Origin of the sequence: Pseudomonas sp. IT-P218 (genome assembly GCF_949767605.1) — a bacterium.
GTDB classification, from domain to species: domain Bacteria; phylum Pseudomonadota; class Gammaproteobacteria; order Pseudomonadales; family Pseudomonadaceae; genus Aquipseudomonas; species Aquipseudomonas putida_AE.
On sequence record NZ_CATKQQ010000012.1, the window covers coordinates 1 to 18,489 of the forward strand.

The 18,489-nt window shown below is 61.8% G+C and carries 16 protein-coding genes; 7 read left to right on the forward strand and 9 right to left on the reverse strand.

Annotated elements, in window-relative coordinates:
- Positions 1 to 110 precede the first annotated feature (110 nt).
- From tssH to tssB, 7 genes are all read right to left on the reverse strand, one after another.
- A complete protein-coding gene (gene tssH / locus ACM6I6_RS11935; protein WP_414919931.1) occupies positions 111 to 2,756 on the reverse strand; it encodes a type VI secretion system ATPase TssH in 2,646 nt (881 codons plus the stop codon).
- A 133-nt stretch (positions 2,757 to 2,889) separates the two neighbouring features.
- Positions 2,890 to 3,399 carry an Hcp family type VI secretion system effector gene (locus tag ACM6I6_RS11940; RefSeq protein ID WP_323628341.1) on the reverse strand — a complete coding sequence of 170 codons (510 nt, stop codon included), beginning with the start codon at positions 3,397 to 3,399 and terminating at the stop codon, positions 2,890 to 2,892.
- Positions 3,400 to 3,433: 34 nt separating this feature from the next.
- Complete coding sequence (locus ACM6I6_RS11945; RefSeq protein WP_414919932.1) at positions 3,434 to 5,146, reverse strand: OmpA family protein; 1,713 nt, start codon at positions 5,144 to 5,146, stop codon at positions 3,434 to 3,436.
- 10 nt (positions 5,147 to 5,156) lie between these two features.
- A complete protein-coding gene (gene tssL / locus ACM6I6_RS11950) occupies positions 5,157 to 5,837 on the reverse strand; it encodes a type VI secretion system protein TssL, short form (protein ID WP_274077596.1) in 681 nt (226 codons plus the stop codon).
- Positions 5,834 to 7,189 (reverse strand): type VI secretion system baseplate subunit TssK, encoded by a 1,356-nt coding sequence (gene tssK, locus ACM6I6_RS11955; RefSeq protein WP_274077595.1) that lies wholly within the window; start codon positions 7,187 to 7,189, stop codon positions 5,834 to 5,836. Before tssK ends, tssL begins: the two co-directional genes overlap by 4 nt.
- Positions 7,186 to 8,751 (reverse strand): type VI secretion system contractile sheath large subunit, encoded by a 1,566-nt coding sequence (tssC, locus tag ACM6I6_RS11960; RefSeq protein WP_274077594.1) that lies wholly within the window; start codon positions 8,749 to 8,751, stop codon positions 7,186 to 7,188. Before tssC ends, tssK begins: the two co-directional genes overlap by 4 nt.
- A 34-nt stretch (positions 8,752 to 8,785) precedes the next feature.
- Positions 8,786 to 9,289, reverse strand: coding sequence for a type VI secretion system contractile sheath small subunit (gene tssB / locus ACM6I6_RS11965; RefSeq protein ID WP_274077593.1), 504 nt, complete (start codon positions 9,287 to 9,289; stop codon positions 8,786 to 8,788).
- 479 nt (positions 9,290 to 9,768) lie between these two features.
- Between tssB and ACM6I6_RS11970 the strand changes: the two genes are divergently transcribed.
- From ACM6I6_RS11970 to argE, 4 genes are all read left to right on the forward strand, one after another.
- Positions 9,769 to 11,079 carry a flavin-containing monooxygenase gene (locus tag ACM6I6_RS11970; RefSeq protein WP_274077592.1) on the forward strand — a complete coding sequence of 437 codons (1,311 nt, stop codon included), beginning with the start codon at positions 9,769 to 9,771 and terminating at the stop codon, positions 11,077 to 11,079.
- 52 nt (positions 11,080 to 11,131) lie between these two features.
- Positions 11,132 to 11,548 (forward strand): RidA family protein, encoded by a 417-nt coding sequence (locus tag ACM6I6_RS11975; RefSeq protein WP_008058648.1) that lies wholly within the window; start codon positions 11,132 to 11,134, stop codon positions 11,546 to 11,548.
- A gap of 101 nt (positions 11,549 to 11,649) precedes the next feature.
- Positions 11,650 to 12,327, forward strand: a complete 678-nt coding sequence (locus ACM6I6_RS11980; RefSeq protein ID WP_414919933.1) for a DUF1028 domain-containing protein — start codon at positions 11,650 to 11,652, stop codon at positions 12,325 to 12,327.
- Positions 12,324 to 13,475, forward strand: coding sequence for an acetylornithine deacetylase (gene argE / locus ACM6I6_RS11985; RefSeq protein ID WP_414919934.1), 1,152 nt, complete (start codon positions 12,324 to 12,326; stop codon positions 13,473 to 13,475). Before ACM6I6_RS11980 ends, argE begins: the two co-directional genes overlap by 4 nt.
- A 15-nt stretch (positions 13,476 to 13,490) precedes the next feature.
- Here the strand turns inward: argE and ACM6I6_RS11990 are convergent, their stop codons facing one another.
- Entirely contained in the window at positions 13,491 to 14,402 is a 912-nt protein-coding gene (locus tag ACM6I6_RS11990) for a LysR family transcriptional regulator (RefSeq protein WP_274077589.1), read from the reverse strand.
- Positions 14,403 to 14,658: 256 nt separating this feature from the next.
- Between ACM6I6_RS11990 and ACM6I6_RS11995 the strand changes: the two genes are divergently transcribed.
- The 3 genes from ACM6I6_RS11995 (at position 14,659) to ACM6I6_RS12005 (ending at position 17,500) form a co-directional block, all read left to right on the forward strand.
- A complete protein-coding gene (locus tag ACM6I6_RS11995) occupies positions 14,659 to 16,074 on the forward strand; it encodes a purine-cytosine permease family protein (protein ID WP_274077588.1) in 1,416 nt (471 codons plus the stop codon).
- A 258-nt stretch (positions 16,075 to 16,332) separates the two neighbouring features.
- Positions 16,333 to 16,569 (forward strand): hypothetical protein, encoded by a 237-nt coding sequence (locus ACM6I6_RS12000; RefSeq protein WP_274077587.1) that lies wholly within the window; start codon positions 16,333 to 16,335, stop codon positions 16,567 to 16,569.
- A 193-nt stretch (positions 16,570 to 16,762) separates the two neighbouring features.
- On the forward strand, positions 16,763 to 17,500 hold the full coding sequence (locus ACM6I6_RS12005; protein WP_274077586.1) for a hypothetical protein: 738 nt from the start codon (positions 16,763 to 16,765) through the stop codon (positions 17,498 to 17,500).
- A 36-nt stretch (positions 17,501 to 17,536) separates the two neighbouring features.
- On the opposite strand, the gene ACM6I6_RS12010 is transcribed toward ACM6I6_RS12005, so the two are convergent.
- Positions 17,537 to 18,340, reverse strand: coding sequence for a hypothetical protein (locus ACM6I6_RS12010; RefSeq protein WP_323628330.1), 804 nt, complete (start codon positions 18,338 to 18,340; stop codon positions 17,537 to 17,539).
- Between the last annotated feature and the right edge of the window lie 149 nt (positions 18,341 to 18,489).

Genomic DNA, 18,489 nt, shown 5'->3' on the forward strand with positions numbered 1-18,489 from the left:
CAGGTGCTCCTGGCCTTCGAAGGCCAGGACGTCGAAGACGGCGTCGAACCAGCGGATGGCGAATTTATGGCGAGTGTGGTCAAAGAAAATGCGCTGTTGGGTGCTCATGGTCAGGCCTCCTTGACGACGCTTGGCATCGCTTCCTGTGTGTCGATGAACTGCAGCGTGATGCCTTGATCGTCGCTGTAACCCAGGGTCACCCCCCGGGCTTGCCGATGGGTCGCCTGGCGCTGCAGAAGTTGCTGGCTGAGCACCGGCAGGATCTGTTGGTTGAGCAGGCTGTCGATGTTGCGCGCGCCGGTATCGGGCAACAGGCAGGCGGCAACCAGGGCCTGGTTGAGTGCGTTGTCGACCTGGCAGGTCAGGCCGTAGTGGCGTTGCAGGCGCGTGGCGACCCGGGCGAGTTTTTGCGCGACGATGCGCTGCAGTGCGTCGACTTGCAGCGGGCGGTAGATCAGGGTCTGGAAGCGCGCGAGCAAGGCCGGCTGGAAGTGTTCGCGCAACAGTGGCCGCAGCAGCTCCTGCAAGGTGTTGTCCGTTACGTCAGGGTGTTGTTGCAGGCAGGTTTGCAGTTCATCGCTGCCCAGGTTCGAGGTCATGAGAATGACGGTGTTGCGAAAATCGATTTCGCGTCCCTCGCCATCGCGCATGAAGCCGCGATCGAAGACCTGGTAGAACAGATTGAGTACGTCGCGGTGAGCCTTTTCCACTTCGTCGAGCAATACGACGCTGTAGGGGCGCCGGCGCACCGCTTCAGTGAGCACACCACCCTGGCCGTAACCGACATAGCCCGGTGGCGAGCCTTTGAGTTGGCTGACGGTGTGGGCTTCCTGGTACTCGGAGAGGTTGAGCGTAATCAGCGACTGCCCGCCACCGAACAGGCAGTCGGCCAGCGCCAGGGCGGTTTCCGTCTTGCCGACGCCGCTGGTGCCGACCAGCAGGAACACGCCCAACGGTGCCTGCTCCTCGGTCAGGCCGGTTTTGGCCGCGCGCAGACGCTGGGCCAATGCAGCGAGGGCATGATCCTGGCCGACGACACGCTCACTCAACTGCTGCTCCAGCGCCAACAGGCTGGCCTGCTCGTCCTTGAGCAGACTACCCAGCGGCACGCCGGTCCAGTCGGCAATCACTTCAGCTACGCTGCGCGGGTTGACGTCCAGGGAGAGCAACGGTTGGGCGCCCTGCACTTCGGCAAGCTGATCTTGCAGTCGAGTACAAAGGGTGATCTGCAGGGGGTGAGCCTGACGTGCATCAAGCAGTTGGCGGGTCAGGTCGAGTTCGTTGCGGTATTGCCGCACCAGCTCACTGTGTTGGTCTTTCAAGTCGACAAGTTGCGCATCGATCGAGGCAAGGCGCTCGTCAAGGCTACTGCCACCGAGTTGTGCATCTTCTTCCAGGGCTTGTCGTTCAAGTCCCAGGGCCGCCTGCCCGGCCTTGAGTCTGACCAGTGCCTGGGGTTCGCAGTCGAGGCTCATGCGCACCCGTGCACTGGCGGTGTCGAGCAGGTCGACGGCCTTGTCCGGCAGCTGGCGACCGGTCAGGTAGCGCCGCGAAAGCGTGACCGCCGCCTGTACCGCCGCATCCTGAATGTGCACGCCATGATGGCTGGCGTAACGCGCCTTCAGGCCACGCAGCATGAGACAGGCATCGTGGTCATCCGGCTCGTCGACCTTGACCTTCTGGAAGCGTCGTTCCAGGGCGGCATCGCGCTCGAAGTACTGCTTGTATTCACTCCAGGTGGTGGCGGCGATGGTGCGCAGCTCGCCACGGGCGAGTGCGGGCTTGAGCAGGTTCGCCGCGTCGGCACCGCCCGCCTGGTTGCCGGCGCCGATCAGGGTATGGGCTTCATCGATGAACAACAGCACGGGACATGCCGATTGCTGGACGGCATCGATGACGTTTTTCAGGCGTTGCTCGAACTCGCCCTTGACCCCGGCCCCCGCTTGCAGCAACCCCAGGTCGAGGGTACGCACGCTGACCGGCTTGAGGCTGTCCGGAACATTGCCCTCGGCAATGCGCAGCGCCAGTCCTTCGACCAGTGCGGTTTTGCCGACCCCCGGCTCGCCGACCAGCAACGGGTTGTTCTTGCGCCGGCGGCTGAGGATGTCGATGACCTGGCGGATCTCATCGTCACGGCCGAACACCGGGTCGATCCGCCCTTCCCGGGCCTTGGCGGTGATGTCCTGGGTGAACCTGTCCAGCACGGCCTGCAAGGCCTCGTGGTTGACGGCAGCGGATCCAGTCAATACTTGTGCCTGATCAATGGCAGCCGCTTGCTGCGCCTGGGGACGCTCTTCGGAGTGTTGATCAAGCAGTGCGAACAGATGCTGCAACTGGGTTTCGCTGACACTGAACAGAGGCCAGGCCGCTTCGCAAGCCAGCAGGTCAGGAGACTCCAGCAACGCGCCAAGCAAGTGGGCTGAGCGCAGGTGATCCTGGCTGTCCAGCGATGCACGCAGCCAGGCATTGCTGATCAGTCGCTGTAACTTGCCACACAGCTGCGGCTTGGCGTGTACGCTGCGCGGCAGTGTGTCCAGGTGTTCAAGCAGTCCGCCCCAGAGAGCGTCCAGATCCCATTCGTAGCGACGGGCAATGAGCGTCAGGTCGCCCTCGCCCTGTTCGAATAATTTGAGCAGCCAGTGCTCGATACTGATGTAGCCATGGGCGCGACTTTGGCACAGCGTCGCCGCCGCGCTCAGCGCCTGGGCACAGTAGGGATTGAGACGACGAAGCAAGCGGGAGGCGTTCTGTACCATGGGTACGTCCTTGTTTTGAGTATAAGGCTGGTAATCGAGGGACTTGCTGAGCGCCCGCGTACGGACGCTCAACACGACACGCCGAAACCCGCCGTCATCGACGTATGCGGGTTCTCAGGTGTTCAGCGGTTTGTCAGCCTGCTGGCGCTAAATTGGCTTGCCCGCGTTCGGCCCAGGAATCGGAGTGGCTGAGGTTGCCCTCCAGGAATCTCCAAGTGATCTTTTCGTAGCGCAATTCAATTTCCTCCAGATGATTGTGCTTTTCTTTGGACGGATCCTTGATGTCGTGCATTTTCGACTCGACGTTCACCACCTTGACGTTCTCGAGCAGCGCGGTGTAGTTCACGACCTCCTGGCCTGCCTCGTTGATGCAGTACCACTTGAACTCGGCGCTCATCAGGGTCTGTCCCTGTGTGACGGCTTTAAGCAGGTAGACACTGGAAGAATCAATTTCCTTGGTGAATACAAACGGATCGTGAATCCGTGTACCTGTCAATTTGCCCGTGTTGTTATCGGTTGGGATGGACACGCTGTGATTCAGAGCCAGCACTTCAATGCTGCCCTGACGTGCCTCGACATCCACCGAACCCTTGATGTCCGCGCCGCCGTCATTTTTCAGCCACAGGTAAACGGGAATTGCCATGTGAAGCTCCTTCTCTCTGAACATGAATGCCGCGTTATGCGACAGGGGGTTGCAAATCCGGCCCCGTAGCGGGGAACACGCAGGCTCCCGGCTCCGGCACCAGACGAATATCGACTCGACGATTGGCGCTGCGCCCGGCCTCGTTGTCATTGCTGGCGATGGGCTGGCTGGCACCAAAGCCCTGCACCGCAAAGCAACTGGCGGGGATACCGCCCATGTGCTGCATCCAGTCGTGCACGGCGGCCGCCCGGGCCCGGGACAACTGCAGGTTTTGCTCGGCGCTGCCGGTGCCATCGGTATGGCCGCTGATCACGATGAGCCAGCCAGGCTGGGCCTTGATGTCGACCAGGGCGTTGATCAGGACCTTGGTCGAGCCGGGCTTGAGTTGGGCGCTGCCGGTACTGAACAGCGACAGGCTGTCCAGGCGCACCGGCTTTGGATGACCCGCAAGCCTTGGGGCCAGCGACGGATGACGGTGACCGGCAATTGTCGACTGCAGCCTGATGCGCAATCGCTCGCCCCGGTAAAGGCCCAGCCCCAGCGACAGGGGCGCGCCGTGTCGGTAGTAGCCGTCCAGGCGCAGGGCATCCTCGCGCAGCACCGCAAGTGCCTGCTCGCGCAGGATGAATTCAGGCCGATCGGGTTGTCCTGTCACGGGGATGGCGTGGTAACGACGCAGGTCGTCACTGACCTGGCGGACCAGTAGGGTGTTTTGCCAGGCCGAGCTGGCCAGGGCCGTTGTCCCGACAATGGCGAACATCCACAACGCGATGACGCTCGCGCGGCGCAATGGGGCGCGTTGATTCTGCGAGGGCAGCAGCGCCAGCAAGGGATCGGGGAAAGGCATTGAAGTGCCCTGCCCTGGCTGCGCCTGCCTGACGTCATGCAGTGCAACCTTGTTGCGCAGCCATTGCTGCCACAGGTTGCCCGCGACTGATTGCGCGAGCGCCGGTACGAAGGTGATGGCACTGATCCTCGGCAGGCTGTCGGGATCGCGTACATCACGGGGGGCCAGGTGGGGCATTACCGCTTGATCCAGCCATGCCACGACACTGTTCAGCTTCACGCTGGTGTGCATCCGGGCTGAGCGCGTTGCGCTGTCTGACGGCTGCCTTTGCCAGTCGTCCAGGCTGGCGCAGGTTCCGCCCTCGTGCACCCTGGGGCTGACTTCACCGGCCTCCCAATTGAACCAGGGACCTTCTGCGGCCGAGGCTTGCACATAGCTGGTCAACAGTAGCGGCAGCGCAACGCCGCCCTTGCGAACCATGCCGACCTGATAGCGCAGTGCGCGCGCCTGTCCGGCCAACACGGCGCTGTCGACGTGTTCGGTCGGGTTGACGATGAACATGACGCTGAGCTGCCCACTCCACTCGGGACGCAGCGTCATCAGGCTGGCGGTGATCGCAGGCAACTGCTCAAGCTCGGGTACCCGCACATAACAACCGTGGCGGGTTGTGCGCAAAGCCAGGTGCTCCAACGGCGTCGCGCCGAACAATCCCGTCAGGCCATCGCCACAAACCAGGACCACTGGTTGACGGTAGGCGGCCGGAGGCAGCGAGGTATTTTCGGCCAGGGTCACTGACGCGCATGTCCGGCGCCCAATCCGGCTCCAGGCCAGGACCATGACGCACACAACGACCAGGACGGCGATGGTGCGCAGGCTCCAGGTCAAGGGAACGACAACCAGCAACGCCAGTGAAAGCACGCCCGCCCATAACCAGAGACCACGCATCAGTGTCGGCGTCATCGGTCCCACCTCAAGCCTCACCGGGCAAAACCGAGCTGAGGAGATTGGCCAACAGCTGGTCAAGCCCCCACCAGCAACCGACAAACAGCAGGCCCACAAGCAGACCATGAGCCAGTGGCGAACGCGGCCACAGCCAAATACGCAGTCCCTGTCCGAACGTCATCTTTGTCGCCAGCGTCTGGCTGAGTGCCAAGGGTGCGACCTGTGCATGGAGCGCGCTGAGCAACTGTTCGCGCTCAGGGTCGTCGGCGTCGCGATAACGCCCCTGGAAGCCGAGCATCAGCACCCGATGGAACGCCGTCAGCACCAATGGATCAGGGGCGGGCTCGCGCAAGACTTCGCGCATGTCTTCATACAGGAACTCGCCCGCCTGGTGGCGACTGAAGAACTTCGCTTGCAAGGGCTCTTTCGTCCAGGCATCGCGAGCCTGCTTATCCACACGGAGTACGGTTTCATCGAGCAAAGCGCACTGGGCATGGCTGATGTGATCAATGCTGCGCGGGCTCAGGCCGGCGTGCTCGAGCATCTGGCGGACATGTTCGACCTGCTTGACGCAAAGGTCCTTCAGCGCCATGCCATCGTGCGCCGATGCGCCCTTGCACAATTCCACCACCAGCAGGTAGCTGTCCTGCAGCAATGCGTCGATATCCACCGCCAATGCGGCAGGTTTTCTTGAGGCTTTCAGGTTCATGTGCGCAACACCGCGAACAGTTCAAGTTTTACCTCGGCCAGCGTGCTCGGGACGTAGAAGGCGCAGACCCCTGCAGCCAGCACCGCCTGGCCCTTGGCATGGTCGAGATCGAGGGCGAAATACTGGTTCTCCAGTCGCAGCGGAATGGCTGCCGGTACATGGCTGAGCGACTGCAACGGCACACCGTCGAGCGCGGCATTGATCAGTTGATCGACCTCATCCGGGGTGCCAATCTTGCACAGGCGCGGGAACTGGCTCTGCACCTGTGCTGCCGGCAAGCGGCAACGCACCGACAGATAAAAATCAGCGCCTTCACGCTCGCGCAGGCGTGGATCATTGAGGCTGACCTTCCAGCGGTTGTCGCCGTTCTCCTCCAGCGCCAGGGCGATCACACGCGAAGGCAGGCTGGCCTCCAGCAACGTGGAAATCAGACGCAACAATGGGGGGAACACACTTTCCAGATGCTCATGCCGGTAAGCCGGGATCTGGTCGATATCGTGTTCCAGGGAAAAGGTCAGCAGGCCGCCGGCCAACTTTGCCAATTCCCGGTACACCGATTCGGGATGCCGTGCCGGGTGCGCCTTGAGATCTGCCAGGATCGGCTGGTAGGTGTTCAGGGCGTTAAGCAGCCAGAACAGCGACACATCGGCCACGGCAAAATCGGCCATGCGCTGGTTACTTTCACGACGCAAGCCCATCAGCCGTTGACGCTTGGCGGCCAATTGGGTCAACAGATTATCCAGCTGCGCCAGCAATCCCGGGTGAGCCGCAAAATCGAGCAGTGGCGGCACATAAGTGTCATCCAGCCCCCATGCGCCCTGCCCGTCCCGCACCAGGCGCACGATCGGGCAGGTCAGGTAATCGGCGTTGTCGTCGTGGGCAAGACGCAGGCTCAGCACGTGTTCCAGCACGCCGATCTGCTGCGCCTCGCCTTCGTACAAATCCTGCACCTTGCGCCAGTCCTGGCGATAACGCGTCGGTCGCTCGACCTTGCTGTCATCGAGCAGGCAGTTGTTGCCATTGGCCTGTTCCAGCGGCAAGGCCAATAACACCGTGGTGTCCTGCACGTCACTGGACAGCAGCTGGGTCAATTCCAGGGCCGAGGGCAGACGATCCACCTGATCGGTATCGATCAAGGTGCCGTCGGGCATGCGCAGGCACAACCTTGTGGCCTTGAGCTTGCCCAGTCGCAGGGTCTCCTGGTCAAACGCCACCGCCGCTACACCCCAGGGATGCACCAGTGACAAGTGAGCCAGGCGTTCGTTGGTCCAGGCTTCCCAGCGTGCCTGTTGCTGGAACTGCTGGGGGCACAGGAGTGCCCCCGCAGACCATACGGGACGGTCGATTTTCAAGACCTGGTTTCCCCGCGAACGGCATCGGGCTTGCGCTTGGGCATCTGCGACACCAGCGAAAGATTGACGTCCATGCCTTCGACCTGGAAGTGCGGCACGGCATACAGCTTGACGCGGAAGAAGCCCGGATTGTCTTCGATGTCTTCCACGGTCACCTTGGCGTCACGCAGCGGATGCGAGGCCTGCAGGTCATCGCCCGGGTCGGTCATTTCGGTCACCAACCCGCCAATCCACTTGTTCAGCTCCAGTTCCAGCAAGCGCCGGTCCTTGGTGGTGCCGATATTCTCGCGCTGGATCAGCTTGAGGTAATGGGCAATGCGCGACAGCAGGAAAATGTAGGGCAGGCGCGAATTGATCCGGCTGTTGGCGGTTGCGTCGGCGGTGTCATACAGGGCCGCTTTCTGGGTCGAGTTGGCCGAGAAGAAACACGCGTAGTCGCGATTCTTGTAATACGACAGCGGGATGAAACCGAGATCGGCGAATTCGAATTCGCGGGTTTCCGGGATCATGACTTCCGAAGGGATCTTCACCTGGTTGCCGGTGCCCAGGTCGTACAGGTGGATAGGAAGTTCGGTGACCGCGCCGCCCGACTGCGGCCCGCGGATCTGTACGCACCAGCCGTTGGCAATGAAACTCTTGACCATGTTGGCGGCGAAGGCGAACGAGGCGCTGGTCCACAGGTATTTGTCGTGGTCAGGGCCCTTGACGCTCTCGATGTAGTTGAAGCTGCGCACCGGGACTGTGTCCGGGCCATAGGGCAGGCGCCCGAGGACACGGGGCATGACCAGGCCGATGTAGCGGGCGTCGTCGCTGTCGCGGAACGCCTTCCACTTCAGGTATTCGGCACGGTCAAAGTAGTTGCCGATGTCCTTGATGGCGGCCACTTCTTCCATCGAGCGCTTGCCGAAGAAAGCCGGGCCGACGGTGCCGATAAATGGCATGTGCGCAGCCGCCGCGACTTTGGAAATGTTGCGCAGCAGGGCGATGTCCTGCGGACTGCGGTCGAACTCGTAGTTGGAAATAGCCGCGGCAATCGGCTCGCCACCCGGTGTGTCGTATTCCTGGGTATAGGTATGCACGTACAGGCCGCTTTGAGCGATTTCCGGTGCATCGTCGAAGTCCTGGACCAGATGATCCTTGCTGATATCCAGCAATTCGATGCGCACGTTCTGGCGAAAATCGGTCTGGTCGACCAGGGATTTGACCCCGCGCCAGGTTGACTCGACGCGCTGGAAATCCGGGTGGTGCATCACGGCATCGAGTTGCCGGCTGATTTGCCCATCCAGGGCAGCAATGTGTTCATCGAGCAGGACTTTATCCAGGCGCTCGATTTTCTGCGAAGACTGCCCGAGCAGTTTCAAAAATACACTGACGGCCGCCGTCACTCGCTCATCGGCCGACACTTCGGACAGTGCCTCGGTATTTTGAAATACTTCGATACTACTTAATGTATCGACCGGACTGAGATTGATCTTGCCAAACAGCGCACCATAGACGCCTTTATTTTCTTCGGACAACACTGTAGTGCCGCGCGAATGCACGTTGGAACTTTCGATGGACATGCAGGTAACTTCCCTTTAAACGAACCGAAGTGGATTAACGATTTTCTTCCGGAGCCAACGCGGCCAACTCGGCGCGCAGTTCGTCACTCAGCGCATCGTCCTTGAGGATGCGTTCCAGCTCATGACGGAAAGTGGCATTGTCCAGCAGGTTCGACTTAAGGTCGCGCAACAGATTGCGCATGGCCAGCAGCGCACGCAGGTGCGGGATTTGCCGCGCCACCTGCTCTGGCTCGAAGTCCTTCATGCGCTGGAAATTCAGCTCGACCGAGGTGTCGCCAGCGTCATCGACCAGGGTGTTTTCCACGGCCACTTTCAAGACCGGAGAAAACTCCGCCAATACGCTATCGAAGTTGTTTTTGTTGATGGAAACCTTGCTACGGGCAGATAAGGGACGCTGCTCCTTGCCATTGCTGTAGTCCCCCATCACCATCAGCTTCAGTGGCAATTCGACTTTTTTCTGCGCACCACCGGTATGCAGATCGAGCTTGATATTGACCCGAGCCTTCGGCACTTCGTTTTGAAAACTGCTTGAAGACATAACACCTCCCGATTATTTTGCGACAGCCAATGCAATCGCTAAAACCTGCAAGACAGGAACTCGAAACTCTAGCCAACAGAATAGAAAGTTTCCCTGCTACAGCCTGTGAATTCCATGTCAAAATGAGTGCAACAATATACGCACGGGAACTATGACTGTTCTCCTACAACGACAATGAACTATCCCACTCGCACATTCCACCCCTCCCGGCAACTTTGGGAAATTTCTTACTTATTTCCAGAAATGCCCTACAAGAAACCACTGAAAACAGTCCTTTTACTGGGCGCGAGTCGACGTTTTTCTTCTCCGACGGGCTGCGCTCTCCCCCTCCAATCCGCCCGGGCAAACCCTCTGCATCAATTATTTATACTCAAATGCCAGCTTAATAATATTTTACCGATATCAGGCTGATCCCTAGTCTTGAGCCCAGGAAATGGCAGGTCGACACCGACCGTTAACCAACTTCGAAGGGCAAGCAGATGACCATTGAAAAAACAATAATAGATACCTTGATTGTCGGCGCCGGCCAGGCCGGCGTAGCCATGAGTGAACACCTGAGCAAGCTCGGCGTGCCGCACCTGGTGCTGGAGCGCAATCGTATCGCCGAGCGCTGGCGCACCGGCCGCTGGGATTCGCTGGTGGCCAATGGTCCGGCTTGGCACGACCGTTTTCCCGGCCTGGAATTCGACGACATCAGCCCCGATGGTTTTGCCCCCAAGGAGCGCGTGGCCGATTACTTCGAAGCCTATGCCCGCAAGTTCAAGGCGCCGATCCGCACTGGCGTGGAAGTGAAGAAGGTCGAGCGCAACGTCGGTCGCCCGGGTTTCACCATCGAGACCTCCCAAGGCGTGATCGAGGCCAGTCGCGTGGTGGCTGCCACCGGTCCGTTCCAGCGTCCGGTGATCCCGCCGATCGCCCCCAAGGATGCGCAACTGCTGCAGATCCACTCCGCCGACTACCGCAATCCCGGGCAATTGCCCGAGGGTGCCGTGCTGGTGGTGGGCGCCGGTTCCTCGGGCGTGCAGATCGCCGATGAATTGCAGCGCTCCGGCAAGCAGGTCTACCTGTCGGTGGGCGCCCACGATCGCCCGCCCCGCGCCTATCGCAACCGTGATTTCTGCTGGTGGCTGGGGGTGCTGGGCGAGTGGGACCAGGCCGCGATGAAACCCGGCCGTGAACACGTGACCATCGCCGTCAGCGGCGCCCAGGGTGGCCGCACCGTGGATTTTCGTGGCCTGGCCCATGCCGGCATGGTGCTGGTGGGCCTGACCCAATCGTTCAACGGCAGCGTGGCGACCTTCCAGGCGAACCTGGCGGACAACCTGGCCCGGGGCGATGAAAACTACCTGGCCCTGCTCGACGCCGCCGATGCCTACATCGAACGCAATGGCCTGGACCTGCCGGAAGAACCCGAAGCGCGCCATACCTTCCCGGAGCCGGACTGTGTCTCCAACCCGATCCTCGAACTCGACCTGGCCAAGGCCGGCGTGACGTCGATCATCTGGGCCACCGGTTTTGCCGTGGACTACAGCTGGCTGCAGGTCGACGCCTTCGACGACAACGGCAAGCCCCGGCATCAGCGCGGTGTGTCCAGCGAGGCGGGCGTGTATTTCCTCGGCCTGCCCTGGCAGTCCCGTCGCGGTTCGTCCTTCATCTGGGGCGTGTGGCATGACGCCAAGTACGTGGCCGATCACATTGCCATCCAGCGGACCTATCTCGAGTACCGCGATGCCGACCAACGCGAGGCCCAAGCCTGCCCGGCCGCACATAAGACCACTGCCAACGCTTGATTCCCGCACGGCGCGTGAACCGCGCCGGCCCCCAAAATTTCAGGAGTTTCAAATGACCACGCCAACCCATACCCGCATTCGCATGTTCAACACCAAGGAAACCTACCCGAACCAGAGCCTGGACAACGACCTGTGCCAGGCCGTCCGCGCCGGTAACACCGTGTATGTGCGCGGCCAGGTCGGCACCGATTTCGAGGGCAACCTGGTTGGCCTGGGCGATCCGCGGGCACAGACCGAGCAGGCCATGCGCAACGTCAAGCAACTGCTGGAAGAAGCTGGCAGCGACCTGAGCCACATCGTCAAGACCACCACCTACCTGATCGATCCGCGCTACCGCGAACCGGTGTATCAGGAAGTGGGCAAGTGGCTCAAAGGCGTATTCCCGATTTCCACCGGGCTGGTGGTGACGGCATTGGGTCAGCCGCAGTGGCTGATGGAGATCGATGTGATTGCGGTGATCCCGGAATAACGGGCAGACCGCGTCGCGACAAACTCCAGCCGCCCGCTCCCGCCATTGATCTTCTGTAGGAGCGAGCTCGCTCCTACAAAATCCAGACAAGGACCCGCCCCATGACCTTTTCCATCGCCGCCCGCTGCCCCGACACCGGTCAGTTCGGCATCGCCATCAGCTCCTCGAGTATCGCTGTCGGCGCCCGCTGCCCCTGGTTATTGCCCGGTGTGGGCGCCGTCTCGACGCAGAACATCACCCTGCCCTCCCTTGGCCCGGAAACCCTGGCCCTGATGGAGCAGGGTCGGGCACCCGCCGAGGCCCTGGACAAGGTGCTGACCCGCAACGGCTACAGCCAGTACCGGCAGATCACCGCCATCGACCACCTCGGCCGCACCGCGCACTTCAGCGGCGCGCAAACCCTGGGCAACCACAATGCGGTGTCCGGCGAGCAATGCGTGGCGGCCGGCAACATGCTTGCCAGCCCGGCGGTGATCGAGGCCATGGTCAGCGCCTTCGAACAGGCTGAAGGCCAACTGGCCGACCGCTTGATCGCGGCAATGCAAGGTGGCGTGGCGGCCGGTGGCGAAGCCGGGCCGGTGCATTCGGCGGCGGTCATGGTGGTCGGTGAGCTGACCTGGCCGATCGTCAACCTGCGGGTCGACTGGGCCGACGAAGACCCGATTGGCCAGCTGCAAAAGCTCTGGCAGGCCTACCGTCCGCAGGTCCAGGACTACATCGACCGCGCCCTGGCGCCCGACCGATCCCCTGGCTACGGCGTCGCTGGAGACGATCGATGAGCGCCAGCCGCGATCTGCTCACAACGCTGGTGGCGTTCGACACCACCAGCCGCGAATCCAACCTGCAGCTGATCGAGTTTGTCCGCGACTACCTCGCACGCTTCGATGTGCCGTGCCAGCTGGTCTACAACCAGGAGCGCAGCAAAGCCAACCTGTTCGCCACGATCGGCCCGGCGGACCGGCCGGGCATCGTGCTCTCGGGGCACACCGACGTGGTCCCGGTCGACGGCCAGCCGTGGACCGTCGCGCCGTTCCAGCTCACCGAGCGCGATGGGCTGCTGTACGGTCGCGGTACGGCGGACATGAAGGGCTACATCGCCTGCGTGCTCGCCCTGGTGCCCGCGCTGGTGCAGGCCTCGTTGCGCCTGCCGGTGCATATCGCCCTGTCCTACGACGAGGAAGTCGGCTGCCTGGGCGTGCGATCGCTGCTCAAGGCCCTCGAGCAACGTCCGGTCAAACCGCTGCTGTGCATCATTGGCGAACCCACCGAGCTCAAGCCGGTGCTGGGCCACAAGGGCAAGCTGGCGATGCGCTGCGACATCCACGGTCACGCCTGCCATTCGGCCTACGCCCCGCTTGGGGTCAATGCCATCGAATACGCAGCCGAGCTGATCGGTGAACTGGGGCGCATCGGCCAACGGCTCAAGGCCCCGGAGCTGCATGACCCGCGCTTCGATCCGCCGTTCTCCACCGTGCAAACCGGGGTGATTGGCGGCGGCAAGGCCTTGAACATCGTGCCGGCCGACTGCCGCTTCGACTTCGAAGTTCGCGCCCTGCCCTCCCACGACCCGCGCCTGGTGGCAGAGGAACTGCAGGCTTATGCCGAGCAGCAGTTGTTGCCGCGCATGCACGCCGTGAGCGAGCACAGCGAGATCCGCTTCAGTGAGTTGTCGGCGTACCCCGGCCTGGCCACCGATGCCCGCAGCGAAGCCGCTGAATTGATCGCCGCGTTTTCCGGCTCCCGGGAATTCGGCACGGTGGCGTTCGGCACCGAAGGCGGTCTGTTCGATGCAGCGGGCATCCCGACGGTGGTGTGCGGCCCGGGCAGCATGGAGCAAGGCCATAAACCCGATGAGTTCGTCAGCCTGGAGCAACTGCACGGCTGCGATGCCATGCTGCAACGGATGCTGCTGGCAATCAGCAACTGATCCCTGGCCCGACGCTCAGGTATAGAGTCGGGCCAGTTCTTCCTGACAGTAATCGACGAACAGCTGCACCGGTTTGGTCAGCTGTGCCCGGCGCAACCACGCCGCGGACAACCCCGAGCCGGTGACGTTTTCGGCCAGCGGCACGCACACGACTTTCTGCCCGTCATAGGTGTATTCGGAAAACGGTTTGGTCACCAGGATCGAAAAGCCGAAACCCCGCCCGACCATCCCGCGCACCATCTCGATCGACGGCGAGCTGAACACGATGTTCGGCGTCAGCCCGCGCTCTTCGAAAATGCTCACGAAGTAGGTTCGGCTGGGCACCACATCGAGCAGGATCATCGGCTCCAGCACCAGGTCGTGCAGCGAGACTTTCGCCTGCTGGGCGAAGCGATGGTCGGCGGGCAGCAAGGCATAGGGTTGCTGGGCCGGCATCAGCGCCACGGTCTCAATGGTGCTGTCCAGGTCATGTTCGTAGACCATGGCCATGTCGATGCTGCCGGCGGTCAGCGCCTGCACCAGCTCCTGCTGTTCGCCATCGCGAATGCGTATTTCCACCCCGGGCCAGCGCTCCTTGAAACCGGCAATCAGGCGTGGCAGGTACAGCGGTGCCACGGTTTCAAAACAACCGATGTCGATCTGCCCCGCCACCACGTCGTTGTCCGCCAGGGCGTTCTGCTCGAACTCATGGGCGACCCGCAGCAGCTCCTGGGCCTTGCGGTAGAACCGCGAGCCACTCGGCGTCAGCGACACCCCCTGGGCGTGATGGCGGATGAACAGTTGCACACCAAAACTTTCTTCCAGGTGCTTGATCGCCGTCGACACCGATGGCTGCGCGATGTAGAGCTTGCGCGAGGCCTCCGCCACGCTGCCGCAGTCGGCCGTGGTGACGAAATACCTGAGCTGGCGCAGGTTGTAGGCGGCCATGGGAACCTCCGGAAAACAGAACATCAGGGTCAAGGAATCGGCAGCGCACACAAGGGGTTGGTGCCGGCCTGCGGTCAAGGCTGAACATACCGGAGGCGACCGCCGGCGCGGCATATATTTTTTAAGGTTTGAAGCAACAAACTTACTAATTTATCTATCCCGAGCCATTGCACATGATCGCTCCAACAAGAAAAGCGTCGTTCGCGCGACGCTCACCGAAGTACGTCCACGTACTCACTTTGCCTTGGAGTTCGTCATGGTAACCACTGCAGCAACGAGCGCTCCGCTCATCGAGAAACACACGATCGGCTACGTGCCGCCGCAAGACCGTCATGGCAAGACGCGCGACCTGTTCACCCTGTGGTTCGGTGGCAACATCGCGCCCTTGCCCATCGTCACCGGCGCCCTCGGCGTGCAGCTGTTTCACCTGAACCTGGTGTGGGGCATCGTCGCCATCCTCGTCGGCCATCTGGTCGGCGGCGTGCTGATGGCGCTGCACTCGGCCCAGGGCCCGCAGATGGGCATCCCGCAGATGATCCAGAGCCGCGCGCAGTTCGGCTCCCTCGGCGCGCTGCTGGTGGTGCTGATCGCCGGCGTCATGTACATCGGCTTCTTCGCCTCCAACATCGTGCTGGCGGGCAAGTCCCTGCACGGCGTGGTCGACAGCGTCCCGGTGCCCGTGGGCATCGTCATCGGCGCCCTGGGTTCGGGCATCATCGGCATCATCGGCTATCGCTTCATCCACGTGCTCAACCGTATCGGCACCTGGGTGCTGGGCATCGGCATCGTGCTGGGTTTCGCCTACATCCTGACCCACGTGCAGACGGACGACTTCCTCACCCGCGGCAGCTTCAACATCTCCGGCTGGCTGGCGACGGTGTCCCTGGCCGCGCTCTGGCAAATCGCCTTCGCGCCCTACGTGTCCGACTACTCGCGCTACCTGCCGGCCGACGTGCCCGTGGCGTCGACCTTCTGGACCACCTACCTGGGCACCGTGCTCGGTTCCAGCCTGTCGTTCGTCTTCGGCGCCGTCGCCGTACTGGCCACGCCCGTCGGCATGGACACCATGGACGCGGTCAAGCTCGCCACCGGTTCCATCGGCCCGCTGATGCTGGTGCTGTTTTTGCTCAGCGTCATCAGCCACAACGCCCTCAACCTCTACGGCGCGGTACTGTCGCTGATCACCCTGGTGCAGACCTTCGCCTACCGCTGGATCCCCACCGCCAAGAGCCGCGCCGTGCTCTCGGTGATTGTGCTCGGTGCCTGCTGCTTTGCCGCCGTCGGTGCCTCCGCTGACTTCATCGGCCACTTCGTCGACATGGTGCTGGTGTTGCTGGTGGTGCTGGTGCCGTGGACGGCGATCAACCTGATCGACTTCTACGCCATTCACAAGGGCAAGTACGACATCGACTCGATCTTCCACGTCGATGGCGGCATCTACGGGCGCTACAACCCGCAGGCGCTGCTGGCCTACGCGATCGGCATCCTGGTGCAGATTCCGTTCATGAACACGCCGCTGTACGTCGGACCGATTTCCGAGCACATCAACGGCGCGGATCTGTCCTGGGTGGTGGGCCTGGTGATTACCTCGCCGTTGTACTGGTGGCTGGCCAATCGCGACAGTGCCTACAAGCGTCGGTTGTCGAGTGGGAAACTCGCTACCAGCCTGTAATCAAGATCCGCAAGCCTGCTCGCGACAAAGCCCTGACATGGATCGTCAGGCCTTTCTCGAGCAAACTCCACCTGAATCGACCCGCGCTTGATACCTCGCTGATACGCCCCCCCGATCGTGCTGTTACCTCACCGCCCCACTTGTCACTTCTGCGCCGCACGGCAGGCCAATACAGTATGGCCTTCGGTGTGTTGCGGCAGGCACGAACGCTGTCGACCCTCAACCGCACCGATTTCCCATCACGGAAGAGGTGACATCATGAGTTTCGTCAAAGTTGAAAAAAACCAGAGCAGCGCCCCGTCGGAAGCCGACATGATAAAAGCCATGTTCGAGTCTGGCGGCGTACCGGGCGAGTGCAGCGGCAACAACGCTGCTCGCACCCTGACCTACGCCGGCCTGGTCAATCACACGGTGTATGAGAACAAGCTGATCGAGATTGCCAAGGGCAAGCGCACCAGCTGGAACTTCGTCTGGGCCGATGTGAAGGCAGCCTGAGGCCCTGGCGGGGCGGCCCGTCGTTCGCCCCGCCACTTCAACCTGATTGATACCCCCCCGTTACCCGCCTGTAACGCCAAGACACTTAGCCCATGTGCTGCTTGAACCTAGAGTGAAGCCCTCGATGGATGGACCGGGTTGACTGCCTGCCAGCCATTGATCGCCCAACACACCACCAAGGAAGAGGGACACCATGAGCCAATCAAACGCTGTCAGCCAACAACGCCAGCAGCTGCACGATGATGTGCAAGAAGCCGTCAAGTCGATCATGGGTGCAACGCAACTGAAGGCGTCGGACTATGGCAGGGTCTTGAAGTCCGCCCTGGCGGCGGCGCAAAAAACCGTCACCATCGAAATCGCCGCCGGCGACCTGACCCTGCTCAAGAAGTCTGGCTACAAGCTGTGCTTTGCCAAGAAGGTCGGCACCGCCGACTACAACGTGGTCTGGCAGTCCTATGTCGCGTACCTGAGCAATAACGAATTCAGCTGGACGCCGTTGTATCAGCTGTTCGCCTCCAACGTGTTCAAGGAAAACGTCCAGGTCAAAGTCTCGACCAACATCGTCAATATCGGTCTTGGGCAAACTTCGACACTCGATGAACACGGCCTGCTGAGCCCGGCGATCACGGGCGGCCCGGACGTGTCCATGACCTTTGTGAACGAGTACGCACCGATCCATCCGGGGATCAACCAGCTGTCCACCGGCATCGATGGCAATCAGGTCAGCACGCCGATCTACGTGGCGGTGGACCCGGTCGTCACCGGTAAAACCGTACTGACCCCCGTTGAAACCATCCTCGTATGGTTCGAACAGAACGTACAGACCAGTACCATGTTCAGTACCTCACGCTCCAAGGCGATCGAAATCGACCTGACGTTCGAAAACACCGCCGGTCGCCTTTACGAAGGCGGTCAATGGAAAACCGTGTAACTGCTGCGCACCGGGGCAACCCCAGGGTTGCCCCTTTCATTCGTCGATCGCGCCTTTGGCAAAGTAGCCCGTCAGGGACAGGCAGATCGATTGCGCCAAGTCCTCCTGGGTGGCGATGCCATAAGGCTGGTTGCGATCGAACTGCGCCGACCAGCGAATCCGCCCCTGCGCCACATCCACCAGGCGCAACGACGCCCGCACCCGCGCCGGCTCGACCCGCACGCTGCCCTCCAGGCAATAGCTGTAGCGCCCGCCGCGTCCCCCATCCGCTGCTTTTACGCTGCTGCGCGGCACCTTCATCAACACATGATTGGCCACGCTTTGCGTTTGCTCGAACGACTCGAACAAGCGACAGCTCAGCTCTTCGCACAAGCCCCGGGCGAAGTCATCGCCATCCGGGGTGATGCAGGTGAACGGCTGGATCTGCAAAACCGGATGGCGGGTGGCGGTCCCCTTGGTTTGCAACCGCTGATAAGCCAGGCGATAACACCCGGCCGGTATGCTCAGCCGCACCGGGTCCTGCTGGCCGTTGCTGGCGTAATGCGCCGCGAGCTTGCGCCGCAACCGCCCCACCTGCACCCGCACCACCGGATCGTCGCCGGTGCAGTACACCGCCGGATCGCGACGGAACACCGCGATGCCGATGGCGTGTTCGGTGAGGGGGGTATTTGAAGGTTGCAGGTCGTGCTCGACCAGAAACCGCAACAAACTGCCCATGCGCCGGGATTTGGCGAACAACGGGCTGGCCAGCAGCAACGCCAGTACGCGCTGCATCTCTTCAGGATCGAGGGCCACGGGAACCCCCGCCGCGCTCGAATCAACCATGCGCTTGATCACCATCGCCTGCCTCCGTGCAGATTGCCGACAGGAAAAGAGGTGGAACTCCGTGGTTGCGCACGCAACGTGAGCCCAGGACAGGCTCGGGTGCTGCAACGACGAAGCTTAGCAGCCGTGATGGAACGGGCAGCCAAATCCGCTGATAGCCACAT

What these genes read in the sequence shown, in the direction of transcription:
- tssH (WP_414919931.1), bottom strand. Translation starts at nt 2,756, where the DNA reads ATGGTACAGAACGCCTCCCGCTTGCTTCGTCGTCTCAATCCCTACTGT.
- ACM6I6_RS11940 (WP_323628341.1), bottom strand. Translation starts at nt 3,399, where the DNA reads ATGGCAATTCCCGTTTACCTGTGGCTGAAAAATGACGGCGGCGCGGAC.
- ACM6I6_RS11945 (WP_414919932.1), bottom strand. Translation starts at nt 5,146, where the DNA reads ATGACGCCGACACTGATGCGTGGTCTCTGGTTATGGGCGGGCGTGCTT.
- tssL (WP_274077596.1), bottom strand. Translation starts at nt 5,837, where the DNA reads ATGAACCTGAAAGCCTCAAGAAAACCTGCCGCATTGGCGGTGGATATC.
- tssC (WP_274077594.1), bottom strand. Translation starts at nt 8,751, where the DNA reads ATGTCCATCGAAAGTTCCAACGTGCATTCGCGCGGCACTACAGTGTTG.
- tssB (WP_274077593.1), bottom strand. Translation starts at nt 9,289, where the DNA reads ATGTCTTCAAGCAGTTTTCAAAACGAAGTGCCGAAGGCTCGGGTCAAT.
- ACM6I6_RS11970 (WP_274077592.1), top strand. Translation starts at nt 9,769, where the DNA reads ATGACCATTGAAAAAACAATAATAGATACCTTGATTGTCGGCGCCGGC.
- ACM6I6_RS11975 (WP_008058648.1), top strand. Translation starts at nt 11,132, where the DNA reads ATGACCACGCCAACCCATACCCGCATTCGCATGTTCAACACCAAGGAA.
- ACM6I6_RS11980 (WP_414919933.1), top strand. Translation starts at nt 11,650, where the DNA reads ATGACCTTTTCCATCGCCGCCCGCTGCCCCGACACCGGTCAGTTCGGC.
- argE (WP_414919934.1), top strand. Translation starts at nt 12,324, where the DNA reads ATGAGCGCCAGCCGCGATCTGCTCACAACGCTGGTGGCGTTCGACACC.
- ACM6I6_RS11990 (WP_274077589.1), bottom strand. Translation starts at nt 14,402, where the DNA reads ATGGCCGCCTACAACCTGCGCCAGCTCAGGTATTTCGTCACCACGGCC.
- ACM6I6_RS11995 (WP_274077588.1), top strand. Translation starts at nt 14,659, where the DNA reads ATGGTAACCACTGCAGCAACGAGCGCTCCGCTCATCGAGAAACACACG.
- ACM6I6_RS12000 (WP_274077587.1), top strand. Translation starts at nt 16,333, where the DNA reads ATGAGTTTCGTCAAAGTTGAAAAAAACCAGAGCAGCGCCCCGTCGGAA.
- ACM6I6_RS12005 (WP_274077586.1), top strand. Translation starts at nt 16,763, where the DNA reads ATGAGCCAATCAAACGCTGTCAGCCAACAACGCCAGCAGCTGCACGAT.
- ACM6I6_RS12010 (WP_323628330.1), bottom strand. Translation starts at nt 18,340, where the DNA reads ATGGTGATCAAGCGCATGGTTGATTCGAGCGCGGCGGGGGTTCCCGTG.